The sequence below is a fragment of the Cellulomonas sp. 73-92 genome, from assembly GCF_001898175.1.
Lineage (GTDB): Bacteria > Actinomycetota > Actinomycetes > Actinomycetales > Cellulomonadaceae > Cellulomonas.
In genome coordinates this window covers 175,661-197,078 of record NZ_MKTH01000024.1, presented here as the reverse complement: position 1 = coordinate 197,078, position 21,418 = coordinate 175,661, and the positions used below count along the sequence as shown (strand labels likewise).

The 21,418-nt window shown below is 73.6% G+C and carries 17 protein-coding genes; 10 read left to right on the top strand and 7 right to left on the bottom strand.

Annotation, left to right across the window (positions count from 1 at the left end; all coding sequences use genetic code 11):
* Nucleotides 1-151 precede the first annotated feature (151 nt).
* Nucleotides 152-1,210: a hypothetical protein gene (locus BGO37_RS16345; RefSeq protein ID WP_291756644.1), complete on the top strand. Its 1,059-nt coding sequence runs from the start codon at nt 152-154 to the stop codon at nt 1,208-1,210.
* Here the strand turns inward: BGO37_RS16345 and BGO37_RS16340 are convergent.
* Complete coding sequence (locus BGO37_RS16340; protein ID WP_291756643.1) at nt 1,207-2,058, bottom strand: DUF3097 domain-containing protein; 852 nt, start codon at nt 2,056-2,058, stop codon at nt 1,207-1,209. The genes BGO37_RS16345 and BGO37_RS16340 overlap by 4 nt on opposite strands.
* Before the next feature lie 75 nt (nt 2,059-2,133).
* On the opposite strand from BGO37_RS16340, the gene BGO37_RS16335 reads away from it, so the two are divergent.
* Genes BGO37_RS16335 through BGO37_RS16320 form a run of 4 tightly spaced genes read left to right on the top strand, consistent with a single transcriptional unit; the run spans nt 2,134 to nt 6,681 of the window.
* The gene (locus BGO37_RS16335; RefSeq protein ID WP_291756641.1) at nt 2,134-3,624 is read left to right on the top strand and encodes an MFS transporter; all 1,491 of its coding nucleotides are present in this window, start codon (nt 2,134-2,136) and stop codon (nt 3,622-3,624) included.
* A 60-nt stretch (nt 3,625-3,684) separates the two neighbouring features.
* On the top strand, nt 3,685-4,710 hold the full coding sequence (hrcA, locus tag BGO37_RS16330) for a heat-inducible transcriptional repressor HrcA (protein ID WP_291756639.1): 1,026 nt from the start codon (nt 3,685-3,687) through the stop codon (nt 4,708-4,710).
* Nucleotides 4,711-4,736: 26 nt separating this feature from the next.
* Nucleotides 4,737-5,864, top strand: coding sequence for a molecular chaperone DnaJ (gene dnaJ, locus BGO37_RS16325; protein ID WP_291756636.1), 1,128 nt, complete (start codon nt 4,737-4,739; stop codon nt 5,862-5,864).
* A gap of 49 nt (nt 5,865-5,913) precedes the next feature.
* The gene (locus tag BGO37_RS16320; protein ID WP_291756634.1) at nt 5,914-6,681 is read left to right on the top strand and encodes a 16S rRNA (uracil(1498)-N(3))-methyltransferase; all 768 of its coding nucleotides are present in this window, start codon (nt 5,914-5,916) and stop codon (nt 6,679-6,681) included.
* Nucleotides 6,682-6,917: 236 nt separating this feature from the next.
* Here BGO37_RS16320 and ppdK read toward each other — a convergent pair whose 3' ends face one another.
* Nucleotides 6,918-9,629, bottom strand: a complete 2,712-nt coding sequence (ppdK, locus tag BGO37_RS16315; RefSeq protein ID WP_291756633.1) for a pyruvate, phosphate dikinase — start codon at nt 9,627-9,629, stop codon at nt 6,918-6,920.
* A 197-nt stretch (nt 9,630-9,826) separates the two neighbouring features.
* On the opposite strand from ppdK, the gene BGO37_RS16310 reads away from it, so the two are divergent.
* From BGO37_RS16310 to BGO37_RS16290, 5 genes are read left to right on the top strand one after another with little or no spacing between them, the layout of a single operon-like run.
* Nucleotides 9,827-10,870, top strand: coding sequence for a PhoH family protein (locus tag BGO37_RS16310; RefSeq protein ID WP_291756632.1), 1,044 nt, complete (start codon nt 9,827-9,829; stop codon nt 10,868-10,870).
* Complete coding sequence (gene ybeY / locus BGO37_RS16305; RefSeq protein WP_291756631.1) at nt 10,867-11,319, top strand: rRNA maturation RNase YbeY; 453 nt, start codon at nt 10,867-10,869, stop codon at nt 11,317-11,319. The genes BGO37_RS16310 and ybeY overlap by 4 nt, the downstream gene beginning before the upstream one ends.
* A gap of 45 nt (nt 11,320-11,364) precedes the next feature.
* Nucleotides 11,365-12,645 (top strand): hemolysin family protein, encoded by a 1,281-nt coding sequence (locus BGO37_RS16300; protein WP_291756630.1) that lies wholly within the window; start codon nt 11,365-11,367, stop codon nt 12,643-12,645.
* Nucleotides 12,642-13,565: a GTPase Era gene (era, locus tag BGO37_RS16295; protein WP_291756627.1), complete on the top strand. Its 924-nt coding sequence runs from the start codon at nt 12,642-12,644 to the stop codon at nt 13,563-13,565. Before BGO37_RS16300 ends, era begins: the two co-directional genes overlap by 4 nt.
* Nucleotides 13,566-15,176: an alpha/beta hydrolase family protein gene (locus tag BGO37_RS16290; RefSeq protein ID WP_367188120.1), complete on the top strand. Its 1,611-nt coding sequence runs from the start codon at nt 13,566-13,568 to the stop codon at nt 15,174-15,176.
* Here the strand turns inward: BGO37_RS16290 and BGO37_RS16285 are convergent.
* From BGO37_RS16285 to BGO37_RS16265, 5 genes are read right to left on the bottom strand one after another with little or no spacing between them, the layout of a single operon-like run.
* On the bottom strand, nt 15,173-16,969 hold the full coding sequence (locus BGO37_RS16285; RefSeq protein WP_291756625.1) for a glycoside hydrolase family 2 protein: 1,797 nt from the start codon (nt 16,967-16,969) through the stop codon (nt 15,173-15,175). The genes BGO37_RS16290 and BGO37_RS16285 overlap by 4 nt on opposite strands.
* On the bottom strand, nt 16,950-18,308 hold the full coding sequence (locus tag BGO37_RS16280) for a family 1 glycosylhydrolase (RefSeq protein WP_291756623.1): 1,359 nt from the start codon (nt 18,306-18,308) through the stop codon (nt 16,950-16,952). The genes BGO37_RS16285 and BGO37_RS16280 overlap by 20 nt, the downstream gene beginning before the upstream one ends.
* Nucleotides 18,305-19,168, bottom strand: coding sequence for a carbohydrate ABC transporter permease (locus BGO37_RS16275; protein WP_291756622.1), 864 nt, complete (start codon nt 19,166-19,168; stop codon nt 18,305-18,307). Before BGO37_RS16275 ends, BGO37_RS16280 begins: the two co-directional genes overlap by 4 nt.
* Nucleotides 19,158-20,111: a carbohydrate ABC transporter permease gene (locus tag BGO37_RS16270; protein WP_291756620.1), complete on the bottom strand. Its 954-nt coding sequence runs from the start codon at nt 20,109-20,111 to the stop codon at nt 19,158-19,160. The genes BGO37_RS16275 and BGO37_RS16270 overlap by 11 nt, the downstream gene beginning before the upstream one ends.
* The gene (locus BGO37_RS16265; protein WP_291756618.1) at nt 20,108-21,397 is read right to left on the bottom strand and encodes an ABC transporter substrate-binding protein; all 1,290 of its coding nucleotides are present in this window, start codon (nt 21,395-21,397) and stop codon (nt 20,108-20,110) included. The genes BGO37_RS16270 and BGO37_RS16265 overlap by 4 nt, the downstream gene beginning before the upstream one ends.
* Between the last annotated feature and the right edge of the window lie 21 nt (nt 21,398-21,418).

Here is a 21,418-nt window from a genome sequence, read left to right as displayed (position 1 = left end):
CCAGCCTTCTTCGGTCGGTGATCACGGTGATGGTGCGCCTGCAGGACGACCGTAGTGGTACCCCCTGTTGCGCGTCCTGCACAGGACGGGAGACTTGTCGCACCGCGCCCCGGCGCGACCGCACCAGAGGGCTGACGAGGAAGGACGCGTGATGAGCACGATCCCCGGCGGAGACGAGCCCCGCGAGGACCAGACGAGTCCCGACCAGCCCGCCCCCGCCGTCCCGGAGCCCGGCAGCCCGCACGTCCCGGAGCCTGCCGTGCCGGGCGTCGTCGAACCGCCGGCGCCCGTCGAGCCGCCGGCCGCCCCCGAGCCGCCGACCCCCGGCGCCTACCCGCCCCCCGAGGCGTACCCGCCGCCCGCGTCGTACCCGCCGCCGGGGTCGTACCCGCCGGGCGCCGCGTCGTACCCGCCGCCCGGGTACCAGGCCCCGCCGCCCGGCTACCAGCAGCCCGGCTATGGCTACCAGCAGGCGCCCCCGCCCGCCTACCAGCAGCCTCCCGCCGGGTACGCGCCGGGCATGCCGCAGCCGTCGCTGTTCAGCGTCGCCCTGTCCGACGGGTGGAAGGCGTTCCAGCGGGTCGGCTGGACGTTCGCCGGGGCCGCCGTCGTGTGGTTCATCGGCGGCCTCATCGTGCTCTCCGTCGTCTCGGTGATCTTCGGTGGCTGGGGGCACGTCTTCAGCGGCAACGGCTTCCGCGGGTTCGCCGGCGCGTCCTTCTCGTTCTCGGCGTTCGTGCTCGGCATCGTCGGCGCCCTCATCGTCGCGCTCATCCAGGCGCAGTTCGTGCGGGTGGCCCTGACGGTGACGCGCGGGCACCGCCCCACCTTCGCCGAGTTCTTCCACATCGAGAACGCCGGGCCGGTCGTGGTGCTCGCCCTCATCATCGCGGTGGCGGAGGGCGTGGTGCGGGCGATCCCGATCATCGGCGGGCTGCTGGCGATCGTCGTCCAGTTCTTCCTGCTGCTCGCGTACTTCGTCCTCATCGACCGGCAGGCCGCGCCCCTGGACGCGATCCGCGGCAGCGTCGAGCTGGTCACCCGCAACGCGGGCCAGACGGTCGTCTTCTACGTGCTGTCCGTCGTCATCGTCATCGTGGGCGCGATCCTCTGCGGCGTCGGCCTCCTGGTCGCGGTGCCGTGGGTGCTGCTCGCCAGCGCCTACCTCTACCGCCGGCTGACGGGGGAGCAGCCGCAGCTGCCCGCCTAGGCCGTCACGAAGTCGATCAGCTCCTCGACCCGGCCCAGCAGGGCCGGGTCGAGGTCCGCGTAGGACCGCACCGAGCCGAGGATGCGCGCCCAGGCGCGGGCGGTCGCGTGCTCGTCGGTGGTGTCCCACCCCAGCGCCCGCAGCACGCCGAGCTTCCACTCGGTGCCCCGCTCGATCGTCGGCCACGCCCGCAGCCCGAGCCGCTCGGGGCGCACGGCCTGCCAGACGTCCACGTACGGGTGGCCCAGCACGAGCACCGTGCCGGAGGGCGCGGCGCGCACCGCCTCCGCCGCGATGCGGCTCTCCTTGCTGCCGGGGACCAGGTGGTCGACGAGCACCCCGAGCCGGCGGTCGAAGCCCGGGGCGAACGCCCGCACGGCGTCGACGAGGTGGTCCGCCCCGTCGAGCGGCTCGACGACGACCCCCTCGATGCGCAGGTCGTCGCCCCAGACCTTCTCGACGAGCTCGGCGTCGTGCTTGCCCTCCACCCAGATGCGGCTGCCGCGTGCCACGCGGGCCCTGACCCCGGCGACCGCGCGGGACCCCGAGGCGGTGCGGGCCGGCGTCGTCGGCGTCGCGGCGACCGGTGCCGCGAGGATCACGGGCTCCCCGTCCACCCAGAACCCCGGGCCGAGCGGGAACGTGCGGGTCCGGCCGTGGCGGTCCTCGAGCACGACGACGTGCTGGCCGCCGGACTTCTCGACGTGCACCACCGCTCCGACGAAGCCGCTCGTCACGTCCTCGACGACGAGCCCCGGCTCCGCCGCCTGGGGCCGGGAGCGGGGACGCTGCCGATGGTGCGAGGTCGCCCCGGACAGCACGTCGGGGCCGTAGCGGTCGCTGCTCACGCGCCGCAACCTACGACGAGCGCGGCCGCCCGGCGGCACCGCCCCGCCGGGGGCCGGCCGTGATAGGACTCCCCGGTGACGCCCGACCCCACGACCGCCGACCAGCCCGCGCCGGTACCGGCCCCGACGGAGCCCGACCCGCGACGCTGGCGTGCGCTCTGGGTGTGCATGGCGATCGGCTTCATCACGATGCTCGACGTCTCGATCGTCAACGTCGCGCTGCCGTCCATCGAGCGCGGGCTGCACGCCGGGGCCGGCGAGCTCCAGCTGATCGTCGCCGGCTACACGCTGGCGTTCGGGCTCGCGCTGGTGCCCGCGGGGCGGCTCGGCGACGCGCGCGGCCGGCGGGCGCTGTTCGTCGTCGGCCTCGTGGCCTTCGGCCTGACGAGCCTGGGCGCGGGGCTCGCCCCGACCGACTCGGTGCTCGCGGTCATGCGGCTGCTGCAGGGCGCGAGCGCCGGCCTGCTCAACCCGCAGGTGGTCGGGACCATCCAGCAGATGTTCCGGGGCTTCGAGCGGGGGCGGGCCTTCGGGACGTTCGGCGCGACGATCGGCGTGTCCACGGCGGTCGGGCCCCTGCTCGGCGGCCTGATCATCCAGGTCGCCGGCGCGCAGAGCGGGTGGCGCTGGGTGTTCTTCGTCAACGTCCCCGTCATCGCCGTGGTGCTGCCCCTGGCGCTGCGGTGGCTCCCGCGGGGCCGCCCCGCGCCCGGGCGCCGGCCGCTGCTGGACGTCGTCGGGCTCGTCCTGGTGGCCGGGACGGTGACGGCCGCGATGGTCCCCTTCGTCACGACCACCGGCGCGCACGACGACCCGCGCCGGTGGTGGTGGCTGGCGGGCGCCGCTGCGCTCGGCGTGGTGACGGTGGGCTGGGAGCGGGCGTACCAGCGGCGGACCGCCTCGGCCGTCCTCGACCCGAACGTGCTGCGCGAGCCCTCGTTCCGCAACGGAGCGCTGCTCGGCATGGCGTACTTCGCAGGCTTCACCTCGGTGTTCCTCGTCGTGACCCTCTACCTGCAGCAGGTCGCGGGCTTCTCGGCGCTGCAGGCCGGCCTGGTGGCCACGCCGTTCGCCATCGGCTCCGGCGTGGCGGCGCACTGCTCCGGCCGGCTCGTGGCGACGCACGGGCGCACGCTGGTCGTCGTCGGCCTCGTGCTCGTCGGCGTGGGGATCGCCCTCACCGACCTGGCGGTGCGTCTCGTCGGGCCGCCCGGGGTGGGCTGGGTGATGGCGGCGCCGCTGCTCGTCGCCGGCGTCGGCAGCGGTCTGGTCATCTCGCCGAACCAGACGCTGACGCTGTCGCGGGTGCCGGTGGCGCGTGCCGGCGTCGCCGGTTCGATGCTGCAGGTGGGCCAGCGCATCGGGACGGCGCTCGGCGTGGCGGTCGCGCTGTCGACGTACTACGCGACGCTCGCCGCCGGTGGTCGCGGCCGCGACGCGGCCGGCCGCGCGATGCTGGTGACCATCGCGCTCGTCGTGGTGGCGCTCGTCGTCGCGGGCGTGGACCTGCGGGCGCGGCGCCGGGTCGAGCCGGCGGCGGCGGGTCCCTCGACACCGACGCCGTAGAATTGGCACTCTGGGCGCACGAGTGCTACCGGGTGGCCCCGACGGCGGCGGGAGGGACGGATGAACAGCGAGGATCGGCGGCTGGACGTCCTGCGCGCCATCGTCGAGGACTACGTCGCCACGCGTGAGCCCGTCGGCTCGCGCGCGCTGACCGAGCGGCACCACCTCGGCGTCTCGCCCGCCACCATCCGCAACGACATGGCGGCCCTCGAGGACGCCGGCTACATCGTGCAGCCGCACACCTCGGCCGGGCGCGTGCCCACCGACACGGGCTACCGCCAGTTCGTCGACCGCCTCGCGGACGTCAAGCCGCTCTCGCTCGCCGAGCGGCGTGCGATCTCGACGCTGCTGGAGGAGGCGGTCGACCTCGACGACGTCGTCGACCGCGCCGTCCGGATGCTCGCGCAGCTGACGCAGCAGGTCGCGGTGGTGCAGTACCCGTCGCTGCGGCGCTCGGCGCTGCGCCACGTCGAGCTGGTGCCGGTGGGCGCGCGCCACCTGCTCGTCGTCATCATCACCACGACGGGGCGCGTGGAGCAGCGCACGCTGGAGACGAGCGCCGAGCTCGACGACGAGGTGGTCGGCCGGCTGCGGGTGCTGCTCAACGTCGCGGCCGTGGGGCGCCGCCTCGCCGATCTCGACAGCGCGCTGCGCTCGCTGCCCGATGACTTCACGGGCGCCGGCGCGGCGCTCGCCCGGGCCGTGGTGCAGGAGGTCGAGTCCACGCTCGACCTCGAGCGGGAGGAGCGGGTGGTGGTGGCCGGCACGGCCAACCTCGCGCGCACCGCCGGCGCGGACTTCACGCGCACCATCGGGCCGGTGCTGGAGGCGCTCGAGGAGCAGGTGGTGCTGCTGCGGCTGCTCGGCGAGATGGCCGAGGACCACGCCGCGGTCGCGGTGCGCATCGGCCGCGAGACGCAGCACGAGGGCCTCGTCGAGGCCAGCATCGTCACGAGCCCGTACGGTGGGGAGGGCGCGGGCGTGGCACGGCTCGGCGCCGTGGGCCCGCTCCGCATGGACTACCCGGGCACCATGGCGGCCGTGCGCGCCGTCGCCCGGTACCTGACCCGGATCCTGGCCGGCTGACGGCCGGGGACGGAGAGAAAGCGAGCATGGCGGACTACTACGAGATCCTCGGCGTGCCGCGGGACGCGACGCCGGAGCAGATCAAGAAGGCCTACCGGCGGCTGGCCCGCGAGCTGCACCCCGACGTGGCGGGCAACGACCCGGCGTCCGAGGAGAAGTTCAAGGACGTCTCGCGCGCCTACGACGTGCTGGGCAACCCCGACAAGCGGCGCGCCTACGACCTCGGCGGCGACCCGACCGCCCCGGGCGGGGGCTTCGGCGGCGGGTTCGGCTTCCAGGACATCTTCGAGACGTTCTTCGGCGCGGCCACGGGTGCGGCGAGCCAGCGCGGGCCCATCCCGCGGGCGCGGCGCGGCCAGGACGCCCTCGTCCGCCTCGACATCGACCTCGCGGAGGCCACCTTCGGCGCCCACCGCGAGGTGACGGTCGACACCGCGGTGGTGTGCCCGACGTGCGGCGGCTCGTGCTGCCGTCCCGGCACCTCGCCCCGCACGTGCTCCGTGTGCGGCGGCCGCGGCACCGTGCAGCGGGTCGCGCGATCCTTCCTCGGCCAGGTGATGACCAGCCAGCCGTGCGCGGCGTGCCACGGCTTCGGGACCGTCATCCCGGAGCCGTGCGTCGACTGCGCCGGCGAGGGCCGGGTGCGCACGCGCCGCACCGTGGGCGTGGACGTGCCCGCGGGCGTCAACACCGGCACGCGCATCAAGCTCACGGGCCAGGCGGAGGTCGGCCCGGCGGGCGGGCCCGCCGGGGACCTGTACCTCGAGATCCGCGAGCGCAAGCACGACGTGTTCGTGCGCCGGGGCGACGACCTGCACGCGACGCTCTCGGTGCCGATGACGGCCGCGGCGCTGGGCACCCTGCTGACCCTCGACACGCTCGACGGGCCGCAGGAGGTGGACCTGCGGCCCGGCACGCAGCCGGACCAGGAGGTGGTGCTGCGTGGCCTCGGCGTCGGCCACCTCAGCGGCGGTGGGCGGGGTGACCTGCACGTCCACGTCGAGGTCCAGGTGCCCACGGCGATGGACGACGAGCAGGCCGACCTGCTGCGGCGGCTGGCCGCCCTCCGTGGCGAGGAGCGCCCCGAGGCCCGTCTCGCGGCAGCGAACCCGGGCGTGTTCGCGCGCCTGCGCGACAAGCTCTCGGGTCGATGAGCCCGGCCGGGCGGCCGGCCCCGCGACCGACCGCCGGGTGGCGGTGCCGGTGAGTGCGCCCGTGTTCCTCGCCGAGCCGGGCGCCCTCGACGCCACGGTCGCGGGCGGCACGTACCTGCTGGACGGTGCCGAGGGCCGGCACGCCGGCGTGGTGCAGCGACGCGGGCCGGGGGAGCGGGTCGACGTGGTCGACGGCGCCGGCGTGCGGCTCGTCGGACGCGTGGTGCACGTGTCCGCGGAGGGCGTGCTGCTCGACGTCGTGGAGGTCGTGCGCGAGGCGCCGCCGGCGCCCGCCCTGGTGCTGGCCCAGGCCCTGGCGAAGGGCGACCGCGACGAGATGGCGATCGAGGCCGCGACGGAGCTCGGCGTGGACGCCGTGGTGCCGTGGCAGGCGGACCGGTCGATCGTCGTGTGGCGCGGGGACCGCGCGGCCAAGAGCCGTCTGCGCTGGCTCGGCACGGTCCGGGCGGCGACGAAGCAAGCACGACGAGCCTGGGTGCCGGACGTGGAGCCGGCCGTGGACAGCGCGGGCCTCGTGGCGCGCGCGGCCGCGGTGGTGGCCTCCGGGGGTGCCGCGCTGGTGCTGCACGAGGAGGCGACCACGCCGCTGCGCGACGTCGCCCTGCCCGCGCCCGGGACGTCCGCGCAGGTGCTCGTCGTCGTCGGGCCCGAGGGTGGCATCACGCCCGCCGAGCTGGAACGCCTGCTCGCGGCCGGGGCGGTCGCCGTCCGGCTCGGCCCGCTCGTGCTGCGGACGTCGACCGCGGGCCCGGTCGCCCTGGCGCTCCTCAGCGAGCTCCTGCACCGCTGGTCCTGACCCGGCGTCCGCACCCGCGGGCGGCGCGGCGAGAACGGGTGGGGACGGAGCAGCACGACGTCCGGGCACCCTGGAGGCGGTGCCCGGACGTCGCGGGGGCTGGTGTGATGCTGCGCTGGTGCGAGGTCGAGCCCGCGGGCGGCCGGGCCCAGCCCTGACCCGGCCGCCCGCGGTGACTCAGTGGCCGCGCGCCGCCGCCCGCGTCGGTGCGGGCGGCAGCGCGACTGCCTGGTGACTCAGCGAGAGTCGCTGCCGGCCGACTCGACCGCCGCGCGACCCGCCTCGAGCCGGGCGACCGGCACGCGGAACGGGGAGCACGAGACGTAGTCGAGACCGACCGAGTGGAAGAACCGGATGGACTCCGGGTCGCCGCCGTGCTCGCCGCAGACGCCGAGGTGGAGCTCCGGCCGGGTGGCCTTGCCCTCGTCGACCGCGATCTTCACCAGGCGTCCCACACCCTGGGCGTCGATCGTCTCGAACGGGGACACGGACAGCACGCCGTTGGCGGTGTACTGCGCGAAGAACGCACCCTCGACGTCGTCACGCGAGAAGCCCCACGTGGTCTGCGTCAGGTCGTTCGTGCCGAAGGAGAAGAACTCGGCCTCCTCGGCGATGCGGCCGGCGGTCAGGGCGGCGCGCGGGAGCTCGATCATGCAGCCGATCGGGATCTCGAGCGTGATGCCGTGCTTGTCGCCGACCTCCTTGATGACCTCGAGCGCGGAGTCGCGGACGAGGTGCAGCTCCTGGACCGAGCCGATGAGCGGGACCATGATCTCGGCCCGCGGGTCGCCGCCCGCAGCGATACGCGCGGCCTGGGCCTCGCAGACCGCACGGATCTGCAGCTCGAACAGGCCCGGGATCACCAGGCCGAGGCGCACGCCGCGCAGGCCGAGCATCGGGTTGGCCTCGTGCATCCGCTCGACGGCCGCGAGCAGCTCGACGTCGTGCGGGTCCACCTCGCCCCGCTCCTTGGCCAGCGCGACCTTGACGGACAGGGCCGTCAGGTCGGGCAGGAACTCGTGCAGCGGCGGGTCGATGAGCCGGACGGTGGTCGGGTAGCCGTCCATCGCCTCGAAGATCTCGATGAAGTCCTGCGTCTGCACCGGCAGCAGGGCGTCGAGCGCCGCCTGGCGCTCCTCGTCCGTGCGGGACAGCACCACGTGCTCGACGAGCACGCGGCGCTCGCCGAGGAACATGTGCTCGGTGCGGCACAGGCCGATGCCCTGGGCACCCAGGCTGCGGGCGCGACGGGCGTCCTCGGGGGTGTCCGCGTTGGCACGCACGCCGAGGCGGCGCGACGTGTCGGCGTGCGTGACGATCCGGTCGACCGCCTCGACGAGGTCGGCCTTGTCCTGGTCGTCCCCGGCCTGCGCGAGCGCGGCGGCCAGGCCCTCCTCGAGGTAGGTGCTCACCGGCGACGGGACCACCGGGACCTCGCCGAGGAACACCTCGCCGGACGTGCCGTCGATGGCGATGACGTCGCCCTCCTTGACGACGGTCTTCCCGCAGGTGAACTGGCGGGCGACGGGGTCGACGACGAGCGCCTCGGCGCCGACGACGGCGGTGCGGCCCATGCCGCGGGCGACGACGGCCGCGTGCGACGTCTTGCCGCCGCGCGCCGTGAGGATGCCGACCGACGCGATCATGCCGCCGAGGTCGTCGGGGTTGGTCTCGCGCCGGACGAGGATGACGTCCTTGCCCTGCTCGGCCCACGCGACCGCGGTCGCGGAGTCGAACACGGCCTGGCCCACCGCGGCACCCGGCGAGGCCGCCATCGCCTTGGTGAGCAGCGTGGTCGACGAGCCCGCGGCGAACTGCGGGAACAGCAGCTGGGTCAGCTGGGCGCCGGTGACGCGGTCGAGGGCCTCGTCCATGGTGATGAGGTGCTCGTCGACGAGCTGCGACGCGATGCGGAACGCGGCGGGGGCGGTGCGCTTGCCGACGCGGGTCTGCAGCATCCACAGCTTGCCGTGCTCGATGGTGAACTCGATGTCGCACAGGTCGCGGTAGTGGGTCTCGAGCTGGCGCATGACGCGCTTGAGGTCGGCGTGCGCCTCGGGGTCGATCCGCTCCAGGTCGGCCAGCGACAGCGTGTTGCGGATGCCGGCGACGACGTCCTCGCCCTGGGCGTTCTGCAGGTAGTCGCCGTAGTCGCCGACCTTGCCGGTGGCGGGGTCGCGCGTGAACGCGACGCCGGTGCCGGAGTCCTCGCCGAGGTTGCCGAACACCATCGCGACGACGTTGACGGCGGTGCCGAGGTCGTCGGAGATGCGCTCCTTGCGGCGGTACAGCCGGGCGCGCTCGGTGCCCCACGAGCCGAAGACGGCGACGATCGCCAGGTCGAGCTGCTCGCGCGGGTGCTGCGGGAACTCCCGGCCGGTCTCGTCGAGCACGATCTGCTTGAACGTGCCGACCAGCTCGCGCAGGTCGTCCGCGTCCAGGTCGACGTCGTTGGTGACGCCGCGCGTCGCCTTCGCCTTGTCCAGCGCCTCCGAGAACTTCTCGCCGTCGATGTCCAGGACCGTGCGGCCGAACATCTGGATCAGGCGGCGGTACGAGTCCCACGCGAAGCGCTCGTTGTGGGCGAACTCGGCCAGGCCGCGCACCGACGCGTCGTTGAGGCCGACGTTCAGGACGGTCTCCATCATGCCGGGCATCGAGAACTTGGCCCCCGACCGGACGGAGACGAGCAGGGGCTCGTGGACGTCGCCGAGCGTGCGGCCCATGAGGTCCTCGAGGTGACGCAGCGCCTGCGTGACCTCGACGCGCAGCTCCGGCGGGACGTCGCCGTTCTTCATGTAGGCCCGGCAGGCCTCGGTGGTGATGGTGAATCCGGGGGGAACCGGAAGGCCCAGGCGGGTCATCTCGGCAAGGTTGGCGCCCTTGCCCCCGAGCAGGTCCTTCTGGTCCTTGTCGCCTTCGGTGAAGTCCTTGACGTACTTGGCCACGGTTGGCACCTCCGCGTGTGCGCCGAGCTCCGTCGCTCGGCGTCCTCGCCCGCCAGTGTTACCCGGTCTCCTCTCGGGCGCCTCAGGACGAAGGACCCACAGGTCACGAACCGGTCACGATGGCGGCCCGCGGTCGCCCGATACCATGGCGGATACTGGAAGCCCGACCGAAGGAGCGCACGGCGTCAGCCGACCCCATGGCCCAGTCCACCCCTTCTCCTCGCGTCTCCGGCAGCCTGGCACGCTCGCGCGTCCCCGAGCCCGCCGCTGCGGCCCGGGTCGAGCACCGGATCACTGTCCCCGCCGCCGTGTCGATGGTCGAGCTGCTCGGGCTGCGCGACGAGGTCCTCAAGGCCGTGGAGGACGGCTTCCCGAGCGTCGACGTCCACGTCCGCGGCAACCAGGTGCGGCTCGTCGGGCCGGTGGGCGACGTCGCCCTCGTCTCTCGCCTGGTCGACGAGCTCGTCGAGACCGCCGCCGCCGGGACGGCCCTGTCGCCCGACGTCGTCACGCGCTCGATCGCGATGCTCCGGGACGCCTCCGACGTCCGGCCCGCGGACGTGCTGACGTTCAACATCCTGTCCAACCGCGGCAAGACGATCCGCCCGAAGACCGCGGGGCAGAAGGACTACGTCGACGCCATCGACGCGAACACCATCACGTTCGGCATCGGCCCCGCCGGCACCGGCAAGACCTACCTCGCGATGGCCAAGGCGGTGCAGGCCCTGCAGGCGCGGCGCGTCAACCGCATCGTGCTCACCCGCCCGGCCGTGGAGGCCGGGGAGCGGCTGGGCTTCCTGCCCGGCACGCTGGCGGAGAAGATCGACCCCTACCTGCGCCCGCTGTACGACGCGCTGCACGACATGGTCGACCCCGAGTCGATCCCGCGGCTGCTCGACGCCGGGACGGTCGAGGTGGCGCCGCTGGCGTACATGCGCGGCCGCACGCTCAACGACGCGTTCGTCATCCTCGACGAGGCGCAGAACACGTCGAGCGAGCAGATGAAGATGTTCCTCACCCGCCTGGGCTTCGGCTCCAAGGTCGTCGTCACCGGCGACGTGACGCAGGTGGACCTCCCGGGGGGCACGACGAGCGGCCTGCGCATCGTCGAGCGGATCCTCGGCGGGGTCGACGACGTCGCGTTCTGCTGGCTGACCTCGTCGGACGTGGTGCGGCACCGGCTGGTGGGCGACATCATCGACGCCTACGCGCGATGGGACGCGGAAGGCGGCAGGCAGTGACCATCGAGGTCAACAACGAGTCCGGGTACGAGGTCGACGAGGCCGAGGTCGCCGCGCTCGCGCGGTACGTGCTGGACGAGATGCACCTGAACCCGCAGACCGACCTGTCGGTGCTGCTCGTGGACGTGGACGTCATGACCGACCTCCACGTGCGGTGGATGGACGAGCCCGGCCCGACCGACGTGCTGAGCTTCCCCATGGACGAGCTGCGGCCGGGCACCGACGGCGAGCCGTCGCCGCCGGGGCTGCTCGGCGACGTGGTGCTGTGCCCCGAGGTGGCGGCGCAGCAGGCGCGCGCCGCCGGCCACTCGACCGTCGAGGAACTGCTGCTGCTGACGGTGCACGGGATCCTCCACCTGCTGGGCTACGACCACGCGGAGCCCGACGAGGAGAAGGAGATGTTCGCGCTGCAGCGCACGCTGCTGCTGACGTTCCTCGCCGCGAGGTGACCGCGCGGTGACCGCGATGGACCCGCGCCCCGTGGGAGCCGCGCGATGAACGCGGCCCTGGTCCTGCTCGTCGTCCTCACCCTGCTCGGCATGGTGCTGGCGGCGCTGCTCTCGGCCGGCGAGGTCGCGGTGGCCCGGGTGACGCGGGCGCAGGCGACCGAGCTCGTCGGCGAGCACCATCCGTCGGCCGCGCGGGTCGGCCGGCTCGTCGACCAGGCGGCCGCGGTCTCGTCGTCGGCCGCCTTCGTCCGGCTCGTCTCGGAGATGCTCGCGACGGTGTGCCTGACGCTCGCGATCGCGTCCTCGCACTGGCCCTGGTGGGCGGTGCTGCTCGCGGCGCTCGCGGCGAGCGCGGTGCTGGCCTTCCTGCTGGTGCGGGTCAGCCCGCGGTCGATCGGACGCCGGCACCCGCTGCGCACGCTCGTCGTGCTCAACCGGCTGCTCGCGGGCGTGCTGGCGGTGGCCGGCCGCGTGGGGCGCGGCTCCGCGGCGGCGAGCACGCCCGAGCAGGACGAGGACGAGCTGCGCGAGATGGTGCAGCGCGTCAGCGAGTCGCACGCGATCGAGGACGAGGAGCGGGAGATGTTCCGCTCCGTCTTCGAGCTGGGCGAGACGCTGACGCGGGAGGTGATGGTGCCGCGCACCGACATGGTGGTCGCGGAGGAGGACACGCCGCTGCGCAAGGTGCTGTCGCTGCTGCTGCGGTCCGGGTTCAGCCGTGTCCCGGTGGTCGGGGACTCCATCGACGAGCTGCGCGGCGTGGCGTACCTCAAGGACGTGGTGCGGCGCCTGTACCACGACGGCGAGCCGGACGACGAGACGTGGGAGCTGGCCGTGGGACCGCTGGCGCGCCCGGCGGTGTTCGTCCCGGAGTCCAAGCCGGTCGACGACCTGCTGCGCGAGCTGCGCGACGGCTCGAGCCACATGGCGATCGTGGTCGACGAGTACGGCGGCATCGCCGGGCTGGTGACGATCGAGGACGCGCTGGAGGAGATCGTCGGGGAGCTGACCGACGAGCACGACCCGTCCGCGCCGGCGGTCGAGGACCTGGGCGACGGCGTGTTCCGCGTGCCGGCCCGGCTCGGGCGCGACGAGCTGGGCGAGCTGTTCGGGCTCGAGGTGGACGACGAGGACGTCGACACCGCGGGCGGGCTGCTCACCAAGGCGCTCGGCAAGGTGCCGCTGCCGGGCTCGTCGGGCGAGATCCACGGCCTGCACCTCGTCGCCGACCGGGTCGAGGGCCGCCGCCGCCGGCTGGCGACCGTGCTGGCCAGCCGGGTGGACCGCGAGGATGCGCCGGAGCAGCCCCCGGCGGTGCGACCATGAACGCCGTGACCTTCCGCTCCGGGTTCGCCTGCCTCGTCGGCCGCCCCAACGCCGGCAAGTCGACCCTCACCAACGCGCTCGTCGGGCAGAAGGTCGCGATCACCTCGATGCGCCCGCAGACGACCCGGCACACGATCCGCGGCATCGTGCACCGCGAGGACGCCCAGCTGGTGCTCGTCGACACCCCCGGCCTGCACCGCCCGCGCACGCTCCTCGGGGAGCGGCTGAACGACCTGGTCAAGGACACGCTGTCGGAGGTCGACGTCGTCGGGTTCTGCCTGCCGGCGGACCAGCAGGTGGGACCGGGGGACAAGTTCATCGCCGCCGAGCTCGAGGCGATCGCGAGCGGCCGGCACGCCCGTCCGGTCGTCGCGATCGCGACGAAGGCCGACCTCGTCGGCAAGGCCCGGCTGGCCGAGCACCTGCTGCACGTCGACGCGCTCGGCCCGTGGGCGGACGTCGTCCCGGTCTCGGCACGCACGGCGTACCAGGTCGACGTGCTGACGGACGTGCTGGTGTCGCACCTGCCCGAGGGGCCGGCGCTGTACCCGGACGGCGAGCTGACCGACGAGCCGGAGTCCGTCATGGTGGCCGAGCTGGTGCGGGAGGCCGCGCTGGAGGGCGTGCGCGACGAGCTGCCGCACTCGCTGGCGGTCGTGGTGGACGAGATCGTGCCGCGGGGCACCTCGGACCGCGAGGAGATCCCGATGCTCGACGTCCGCGTGGACCTGTTCGTCGAGCGGGACTCGCAGAAGGCGATCGTCATCGGCAAGGGGGGCGCGCGGCTGCGCGACGTCGGGACGCGCGCGCGCCGCGAGATCGAGGCGCTGCTCGGGGCGCGGGTGTTCCTCGACCTGCACGTGCGGGTCGCCAAGGACTGGCAGCGTGACCCGAAGCAGCTCGGCAGGTTGGGGTTCTAGGTGACGGTCTCCGTGCGTGGTGTCGGGGCGCGGTTGCGGGCCCCGCGCCCCGAGGGCTCGTCCGTGCCCCACGGCGTCCGGCGCGGGTACGGCGTGCTGGCGTCGAGCGTGCTCGGCGTGCTGCTGCTCGCGGTCATCGGCGCGCTCATGGGGCCGAGCTGGTCGCCGGCGCCCGTGACCGACCCGATCCTCGTGCAGACGGCAAGCACCGCGATCACCGGCGCCCCCGCGCTCGGGCACTACCGGACGCGGGCGACCGTCGTCACCGTGCAGCTGGCGGCGACCACGGTGAAGGCGCGGATCGTGGAGCCGGTGGGTGCCCCGACGCCCCGCCCGGGGGTGGTGTTCGTCCACGGCGCGGGCACCGGGCAGTTCACCGGCGCGTTCGTCGACCAGGCCGAGCGGCTCGCCGAGGACGGCATCGTCACGATGGTGCCGGACAAGAACCTGCAGAACTACAGCACGCGGAACCGTGACTACGTGGCGATGGCGGCGGACTACGAGCGCTCGGTCGACCTGCTGCGCCACTGGCCCGGCGTCGACCCCGACGCGGTCGGCGTGTACGCCGAGAGCGAGGGCGGCTGGATCGCGCCGATCATGGCGGTCAAGGACCCGCGCCTGGCGTTCGTCGCCCTCGTCTCCGCCCCGGTCGTGCCGCCGCGCCAGCAGGTGGCGTTCGCCATCGACAACTACCTGCGCAACACGGGCGTGCCCGGCGGCGTGTTCCGCGCGATCCCGCGCGCCGCCGGGATGAGCCTGCCGGGCGGTGGCTTCGACTACGTCGACTTCGACGTGCGCCCCTACGTGCGGCAGGTGACGCAGCCGATCTTCGTCGCCTACGGCACGGCCGACGCCTCGATGCCCGTCATCCAGGGGGCCCAGCAGATCCTCGCCGACACGGCCGCCTCCGGGAACCACGCGGTGACGGTCCGCTACTACGAGGGCGCCGACCACGGGCTGCGCGTCGACAAGCAGGTGCTGCCGCAGTTCATGGACGACCTGTCCGGCTGGGTGCTCGGCCTGCCCGGCACCGGTACGTCCGGGCCGGTGGTCGCCGGCGCGCAGCCCGTGCAGCTCTACCTGGCGGCGCCCGTCCCGCAGCCTCGGTGGCTGGGTGACGGCGACGTGCTGGTCGCCATCGTCATGGGCGCGGCCGGGCTGATCGCCCTGCCGGGGGTGGTCGTCGTGGGGGACCGCGTGGTGCGTGGCGTCGTCGGCACCGTGCGCCGCCGCCGGCGGCCGGGGCGGCCAGCGCCTCAAGGGCCCCGCTGGCCGTCGGGCATCGCGTGGCGGGTGGCCGCCGTGGGGGCCGGCGTCGTCGCCACCGTCGTCGCGCTCGTCTGGTACCTCGTCGCGATCGCGCGGATCGCCATGGACTACCAGCACAACGCGCTCGTGGTGCAGGGCGGCTGGCTGCTCGTCCGCGGCCTGGGGATCTGGGTGATCGTGGCGATCGTGCTGCTGGCGCGCCGGATGGTCGACGTGCGCGCGAAGGGCGGGCGCATCGCACCCGGGATCGTGCGGCTGGCGGCCACGTGGTGCATCGGCCTCGGCACCGCGACGCTGCTGGTGATCCTCGCGTACTGGGGCGTCTACCAGCTCGGGATCTAGGCGGGTCCCGCCGTCCCGGTGACGGCACGGCGGATCCGCTCGACCGGCGCCTTGGGCCGGCGGTCGGCGGTGCACAACCCGTTCGTCTCCTGCGCGGTGTCGGTCAGCTGCGTGTAGCAGGAGCCGACGAGCACCGGGCTCGACCGGACGGCGTCGTACAGGGCGGTGACACGGTCGATCCAGTCGTCCTCGTCCCGCGCCGAGGTGTAGCCCCAGCCGTCGTCGCTCGGGCCCGCCGGCCGGAAGTCGATGCCGCCGAACTCGGTGAGCATCATCGGCTGCCCTGCGTCGGGCGCGCCGGCGACCAGCAGCGGCCGGCCGGCCGGGCCGAGGCCCGACAGCAGGCGGGCACGGGCGCCGTCGCCCCCGTAGGTCGTCGCCAGCGCGCGGCCGTCGCCCTCGTAGTCGTGGACGCCGAGGATGTCCGAGCCCTGGTGCTCCCAGCCGTCGTTCGAGAGGACCGGGCGGCTGGGGTCCAGGGCACGCGTCGCGTCCGCCAGGGCACGGGCGAACGCCTGCTGCGCCGGGTCCGTCGCGACGTCCTGTGCCCCCCAGCTCTCGTTGAGCGGCACCCAGGTGACCACGCTCGGGTGGTTGCGCTGCTGCTGCACGGCCTCCAGCCACTCCGCCAGGAGCCGCTGCCCGGCATCCGGCGTGTACGCGTAGGCGCTGGGCATCTCGGCCCACAGCAGCACGCCCAGCCGGTCGGCCCACGCCAGGAGGCGTGGGTCCTCGACCTTCTGGTGCAGCCGGGCGGCGTTGAACCCGAGGTCGCGGATCAGCTCGACCTCGCGCCGCATGGCGGCGACGTCGGGCGGCGTGTAGAGGCTGTCCGGCCAGTAGCCCTGCTCGAGGACGGCGCGCAGCGGGTAGGGGCGGCCGTTGAGCAGGAACTGCCCGTCGCGGGCGGCGACGGTGCGCAGGCCGACGTAGCTCGCGACGACGTCCGTCGTCGCGTCGGCGGCCGTGACCACCAGCCGCGCCCCGACGAGCACGGGGTTCTCCGGGGACCACAGGAGGGGCTCCCGGGCCTGGCCGTTGCGCAGCGCGGGCACGTCGACGGCGAGGGTGACGTGCCGGCCGAGCGCGACCGCCGTGCCGGCGGCGAGGAGCGTCCCCTCGTGCCGGAGCTCCACGCCGACGGTGGTCCCCGGCGCCGGGGCGGCCGCCAGCCGGAGCGTCGCGACGACGCGCGCCGCGGCGACGTCGACCGACCATGCGAGGTCGGCGACGTGCTGGTCGGCGACCTCCTCGACCCAGACCGTGCGCCAGATGCCGGTGCTGCGCCGGTACCAGACGACGTGCGGCTCGAGCTCCCAGTCCTGCTTGCCGCGGGCCAGGTGCGGGTCGGTGGCCTCGTCGTGCGCCCGCACGACGAGGACGTGGTCGTCGCCGTGGTCGAGCGCGTCGGTGACGTCCAGGGTGAACGCGGTGTACCCGCCCTCGTGGCGGCCGACGTGCTGCCCGTCGACCCACACGTCGGCCTCGTGGTCGACGGCACCCAGGTGGAGCAGCGTGCGGCGGCCGGGCCGGGGCGTCAGCCGCAGCGGCCGGCGGTACCAGACGACTGGGTGGTACCCCGTGTCGCCGATGCCGGACGCGGCGCTCTCCGGCGGGAAGGGGACGACGACCCGGCGGTCGAAGGCCCCGACCTGGTCGGGGGCGTACCAGCGCTCGCGCAGCCCGCGGTCGTCGTCGTCGTGCGCGAAGGCCCACGGCCCGTCGAGGCTGGTCCACCCCTCGCGGACGAGCTGGGGCCGGGGGTAGGAGTCGTCAGGCGGGTGCGGAGGCATCGGTCTCGTCCATCGGCCGGTGGGATCGTCCCTCGCGGCTGAGGGCGGCGAACTCGGCCGCGGCGCGCGTCGGGTGGAGCGTGAGCCCGCCCTCGTCGTCCTCGTCGAGCCGCACGAGCCCCATGCGGCGCAGGAACGGCGTCTTGGCCACCCGCCCCGGGTCGGCGAACGCGGCCCGCCGGGCCGCCAGGACGTCGGCCGCGACCTCGAACTCCTCGACGTTGACGCCCCGGGAGGCGTACGACCAGTCGACGAAGTCGAAGAACGGCCACCACGTGTACCCGCGGATGTCCAGGCCGGCGGCCATGAGGTCGCGCACGGCCGCGACGGAGCTGCGCAGCCAGGACGTCCGCACCACGTCGTCGCCCTCGATGCTGGTCTCGGTGATGAGCATCGGCAGGCCGTACCGGTCGGCGAACGCGCGCACCGAGGTCTCCAGCCCCTCGGTCCAGAGGTTGTGCGCCTCCTGGGCCAGCCCCGAGCTCAGCACGTCGCTCGCGGTGAGCCGGCGGGGTGACAGGTCGGGGTAGTAGTTGATGCCGAGCACGTCCACCCGCGCGGGCTGCGCGGCGAGCCGCTCCAGCCGCTCCTCGTCGGCGCCCTGGCGCACGAGCCAGCCGTAGAGCGGGTGCTCCGGCGAGACCGTGCCCAGCACCAGGTCGGTGGGCAGGAAGCCGAGCCGGGAGAGGCGCTCGGCCGCCTGCCTCACCTCGGGCGCGCCGGGCGTGTACAGCGACGCCGCCTCGACGTGCACCACCGTCGCCGCGGGGTTCTCGGCCGCGACCGCGGCCGACGAGCGGGCGATGCCGTCGGCGATGTTGACGACGACCTCGGTCCAGCCCCGCCAGCCGGTGAGCGCGGGCGGCCAGATGCCCCGCAGGCCGGCGAACGAGGCGGTGGTGAGGGGCTCGTTGAGCGGCGTGACGCAGTCGACGAGGCCGCGGTAGCGCGCCGCGAACGCGCCGGCGAAGTCGGCGACCGCCTGCGGGTACCGCGGGTCGGCGAACGAGCCGTCGAGCCAGGTGGGGGCGCCGTAGTGGACCAGGTCCGCCACGACCGTCAACCCGAGGTCGCCGGCGGCGTAGCCGAGCCGCTCGTCCAGCTGCGCCCAGTCGTACCGGCCGGGGCCCGGGTTGGCCAGCGGCCAGGCGGCCCCGTACCGGATCGCGGTGGCGCCGAGGTCGCGCGCCGCGCGCAGGTCGTCGCGCCACCGGTCGTCGTGCCCGGTCAGCGCGTGCTCGTCGAGCACGAAGGCCTGGTAACGGCTGGGTGGGTAGACGCAGGTGTCCTCGATCCCGAGGGCCCAGGTCAGCGTCCCGTGCGTGAAGGGCGTCGTCACTTCAGCCCGCTCGTCGTCAGGCCCGCCACGAAGTACCGCTGCGCGAAGGCGAACGCGACCGCGAGGGGGATGATCGAGATGGTCGCGCCGGCCAGGAGCACGGCGTGGTCCGTGATGTGCTGGCCGCCGAACAGCGTCAGGCCGGCCGGCAGCGTCAGCATGGTCTGGCTGCTCGTGATGACGAGCGGCCACAGCAGGTCGTTCCACAGGTTCATGAAGTTGAACACCGCGACGGTGGCGATCGCCGGCTTGGCCAGCGGCAGGATGACCCGCCAGTAGATGCGCCAGTGGCCGGCGCCGTCGATGCGCGCGGCCTCGTCGAGCTCGCGCGGGATGGTGATGAACGACTGGCGGAACAGGAAGACGCCGAAGGCGCTGGTCGCCCGCGGGATGATCAGCCCCTGGTACGTGTTGAGCCACCCGAAGTGGAAGAGCTCGATGAACACCGGGATGAGCGTCACCTGGAACGGCACCATGAGGGTGACGAGGATCAGCACGAACACGAGCGTCCGCCCGCGGAACTGGATGCGGGCCAGGGCGTAGCCGCACAGCGAGTCGAACAGCAGGGTCAGCGCCGTGGTGACGCCGGCGAAGAGGAACGAGTTGCCCAGCTGGCGCAGGAACGGCAGCTGCTGCCAGATCCCGGTGTAGCCGTGCAGGGAGACGGAGTGCGGCAGCAGGCTCGCAGGGTTGCCGAACAGGTCCGCCTCGGTGCGGAACGACCCGGACACCATCCAGACGAACGGGACGATCGCGAGGACCACCGCGATCCCGAGGTAGGACCACTTGACGACGCCGAGGGTGGCGGCGCCCCGGGACGGTGGCCGGCGGTGGCCGGTGAGGAGGGCTTCAGTCGACATCGTTGAACCTGAACACTCGGAGCTGGATGAGCGAGACGATCATGATGATGAGCAGCAGGACCTGGGCGATCGCCGAGGCGTACCCGGTCTGGAAGTTGACGAACCCGTAGCGGTACAGGAGGTTGACCAGCGAGTCGGTCGCATAGAGGGGGCCGCCGCCGGTCATGACGAAGACCAGGTCGAACACCTGCAACGACTGGATCGTCAGGATCGTCGTCGCGAACAGCATCGTGGGGCGGATCTGCGGCAACGTGATGTGGCGGATGAGCTGACGGCCGTTGGCGCCGTCGAGGCGGGCCGCCTCGTACAGCTCCGGCGGGACGTTCTGCAGCCCCGCGATGAACAGGACGATCGTGAAACCGGTCGAGCGCCAGATGGCCACGACGATGACGGTCGGCAGGGCCAGGCTCGGGGTCTGCAGCCAGGAGACCGGGGTGAGGCCCAGGGCCTTGGTCAGGCCGCCGACGAGCCCGATGTCGGGGTCGAGCAGGAACTTCCAGACCATGCCGATCGTGACGAACGAGACGATCGTCGGGAACAGCAGGATCGAGCGGACCACGCGGTTGGCCCGGGAGTTCGGCAGCAGGACGAGCGCGGTGACGAAGCCGAGCACCAGCAGCACGACGACGGAGACGACGCTGAACACCAGCGTGACGCGCAGCGAGTTCCAGAACTGGTGGTCCTGGAGGAGCTTGGCGTAGTGGGCCCCGCCCAGCCACTTCTGCGTGCTGGCCCCGATCGTCCAGTCGAAGAGGCTGTAGTAGATCGACGAACCGATCGGGTAGAAGACGAAGACGCTGAAGATCAGCAGGCTCGGCGCCATGAACAGCCACGCGGGCTGGAAACGGTGGCGCCGGCGCCGCCGGGCGGCACCGCCGGGGGGGAGCGGTGCCCCGCCGCCGCGTACGGCCAGCGGGGCACCGCCGGTGAGCTGATGGGTCACTGCTTGCAGCCGGTCAGGTTGTCGATGGTCGTCGCCGCCTGGGCCGTCGCGGTGGCGACGTCGGTGCCGCGGGTGATCTGCCCGATGAGGGTGACGTAGCCGTCGGAGTCGACCTTCGTCGCGTTGGGCACCCGCGGCAGGTACATCCGCGAGGTCCCGACCTGCGAGTTGAAGACGGAGATCGTCGGGTCGGACGTGATCTTGCTGTCGGAGGCCAGGTCGGTGCGCAGCGGCGGGAAGCCCGTCGTCACCGAGAACTTCTCCTGGACGTCCTTGCTCGTCCAGTAGGCGAGGAACTCCTGCGCCTCCTTGGGGTGCGCCGTCTTCGCGGAGATGGCGAGCGGGGCGGTCGAGCCGAGGGTGACGGACTTGCCGTCGACGCCCGCGGGGATGGGGGCCAGGCCGAAGTTGACGCCGGCCTTCTTGTAGCTGGGCGCGGCCCAGGGCCCGTTCATCTCCATGGCGGCCTTCCCGGCGGCGAAGAGGTCGTCCGCCTGGGCACCGGTCAGGCCGACGGGCGAGATCTTCTTGTCGGTGACGAGCTTCGCCCAGGTGGACAGGCTCTGCTGGCCGGCGGCGGTCTGCACCACGCTGCAGCCCTTGGAGTCGACGATGTCGCCGCCGGACAGCCACTGGAGGATCGGCCACATCTGGATCGTCTGGTTGTCGGCGAGCACGAGGCCGTACTGGGTCTTGCCGCCGGTGAGCTTGACGGCGTCGTCCTGGAACTCCTGGACGGTGGTCGGCGGGTTCGCGATGCCGGCGGCCGCGAAGGCGTCCTTGTTGTAGTACAGGCTGAGCGTCGCGTAGTTGGCGGGGACGCCGTAGAGCTTGCCGCCGTACGTGAACTCGTCGGCCAGGCCCGGGGCGAACGACGAGACGTTGATCTGGTCGGCGCCGTCGCCGGTGGCCGTGATCGGCAGCACCGAGTTGGTCTTGACGTAGTCGCCGACGGCGTTGGGGTCGCTGCTGGGTGTCGCGATGTCGGGGCCGGAGCCGGTGAGCCAGGCGGCCGGGAGCTTTGTCTGGATCGTGTCCCAGGACTGGACGTCCATCGTGACCTGGATGTCCGGGTGGGCGGCGTTCCAGTCCGCGACGATCTGCTCGTACCCCGGCCGGTCACCGCCGGTGAAGCCGGTCCAGAGGCTGAGCGTGACGGGGCTGCCGCCGGCGGCGGCGCCACCGGTGGTCGCCCCTCCGGCCGGGGAGCCGCCGGAGCACCCGGCGAGCGCCAGCGCGGCCGCCGTGCCGGCGACCGCGAGTGCGGCAAACGTGCTGTGTCTCATCTGTCTCTCCTTGTGGTGTCC

Bases quoted from the DNA above. Each gene is read 5' to 3' on its own strand.
- BGO37_RS16345 (WP_291756644.1), top strand. From the start codon at position 152: ATGAGCACGATCCCCGGCGGAGACGAGCCCCGCGAGGACCAGACGAGT.
- hrcA (WP_291756639.1), top strand. From the start codon at position 3,685: ATGAACAGCGAGGATCGGCGGCTGGACGTCCTGCGCGCCATCGTCGAG.
- dnaJ (WP_291756636.1), top strand. From the start codon at position 4,737: ATGGCGGACTACTACGAGATCCTCGGCGTGCCGCGGGACGCGACGCCG.
- BGO37_RS16310 (WP_291756632.1), top strand. From the start codon at position 9,827: ATGGCCCAGTCCACCCCTTCTCCTCGCGTCTCCGGCAGCCTGGCACGC.
- BGO37_RS16300 (WP_291756630.1), top strand. From the start codon at position 11,365: ATGAACGCGGCCCTGGTCCTGCTCGTCGTCCTCACCCTGCTCGGCATG.
- era (WP_291756627.1), top strand. From the start codon at position 12,642: ATGAACGCCGTGACCTTCCGCTCCGGGTTCGCCTGCCTCGTCGGCCGC.
- BGO37_RS16285 (WP_291756625.1), bottom strand. From the start codon at position 16,969: ATGCCTCCGCACCCGCCTGACGACTCCTACCCCCGGCCCCAGCTCGTC.
- BGO37_RS16275 (WP_291756622.1), bottom strand. From the start codon at position 19,168: ATGTCGACTGAAGCCCTCCTCACCGGCCACCGCCGGCCACCGTCCCGG.
- BGO37_RS16265 (WP_291756618.1), bottom strand. From the start codon at position 21,397: ATGAGACACAGCACGTTTGCCGCACTCGCGGTCGCCGGCACGGCGGCC.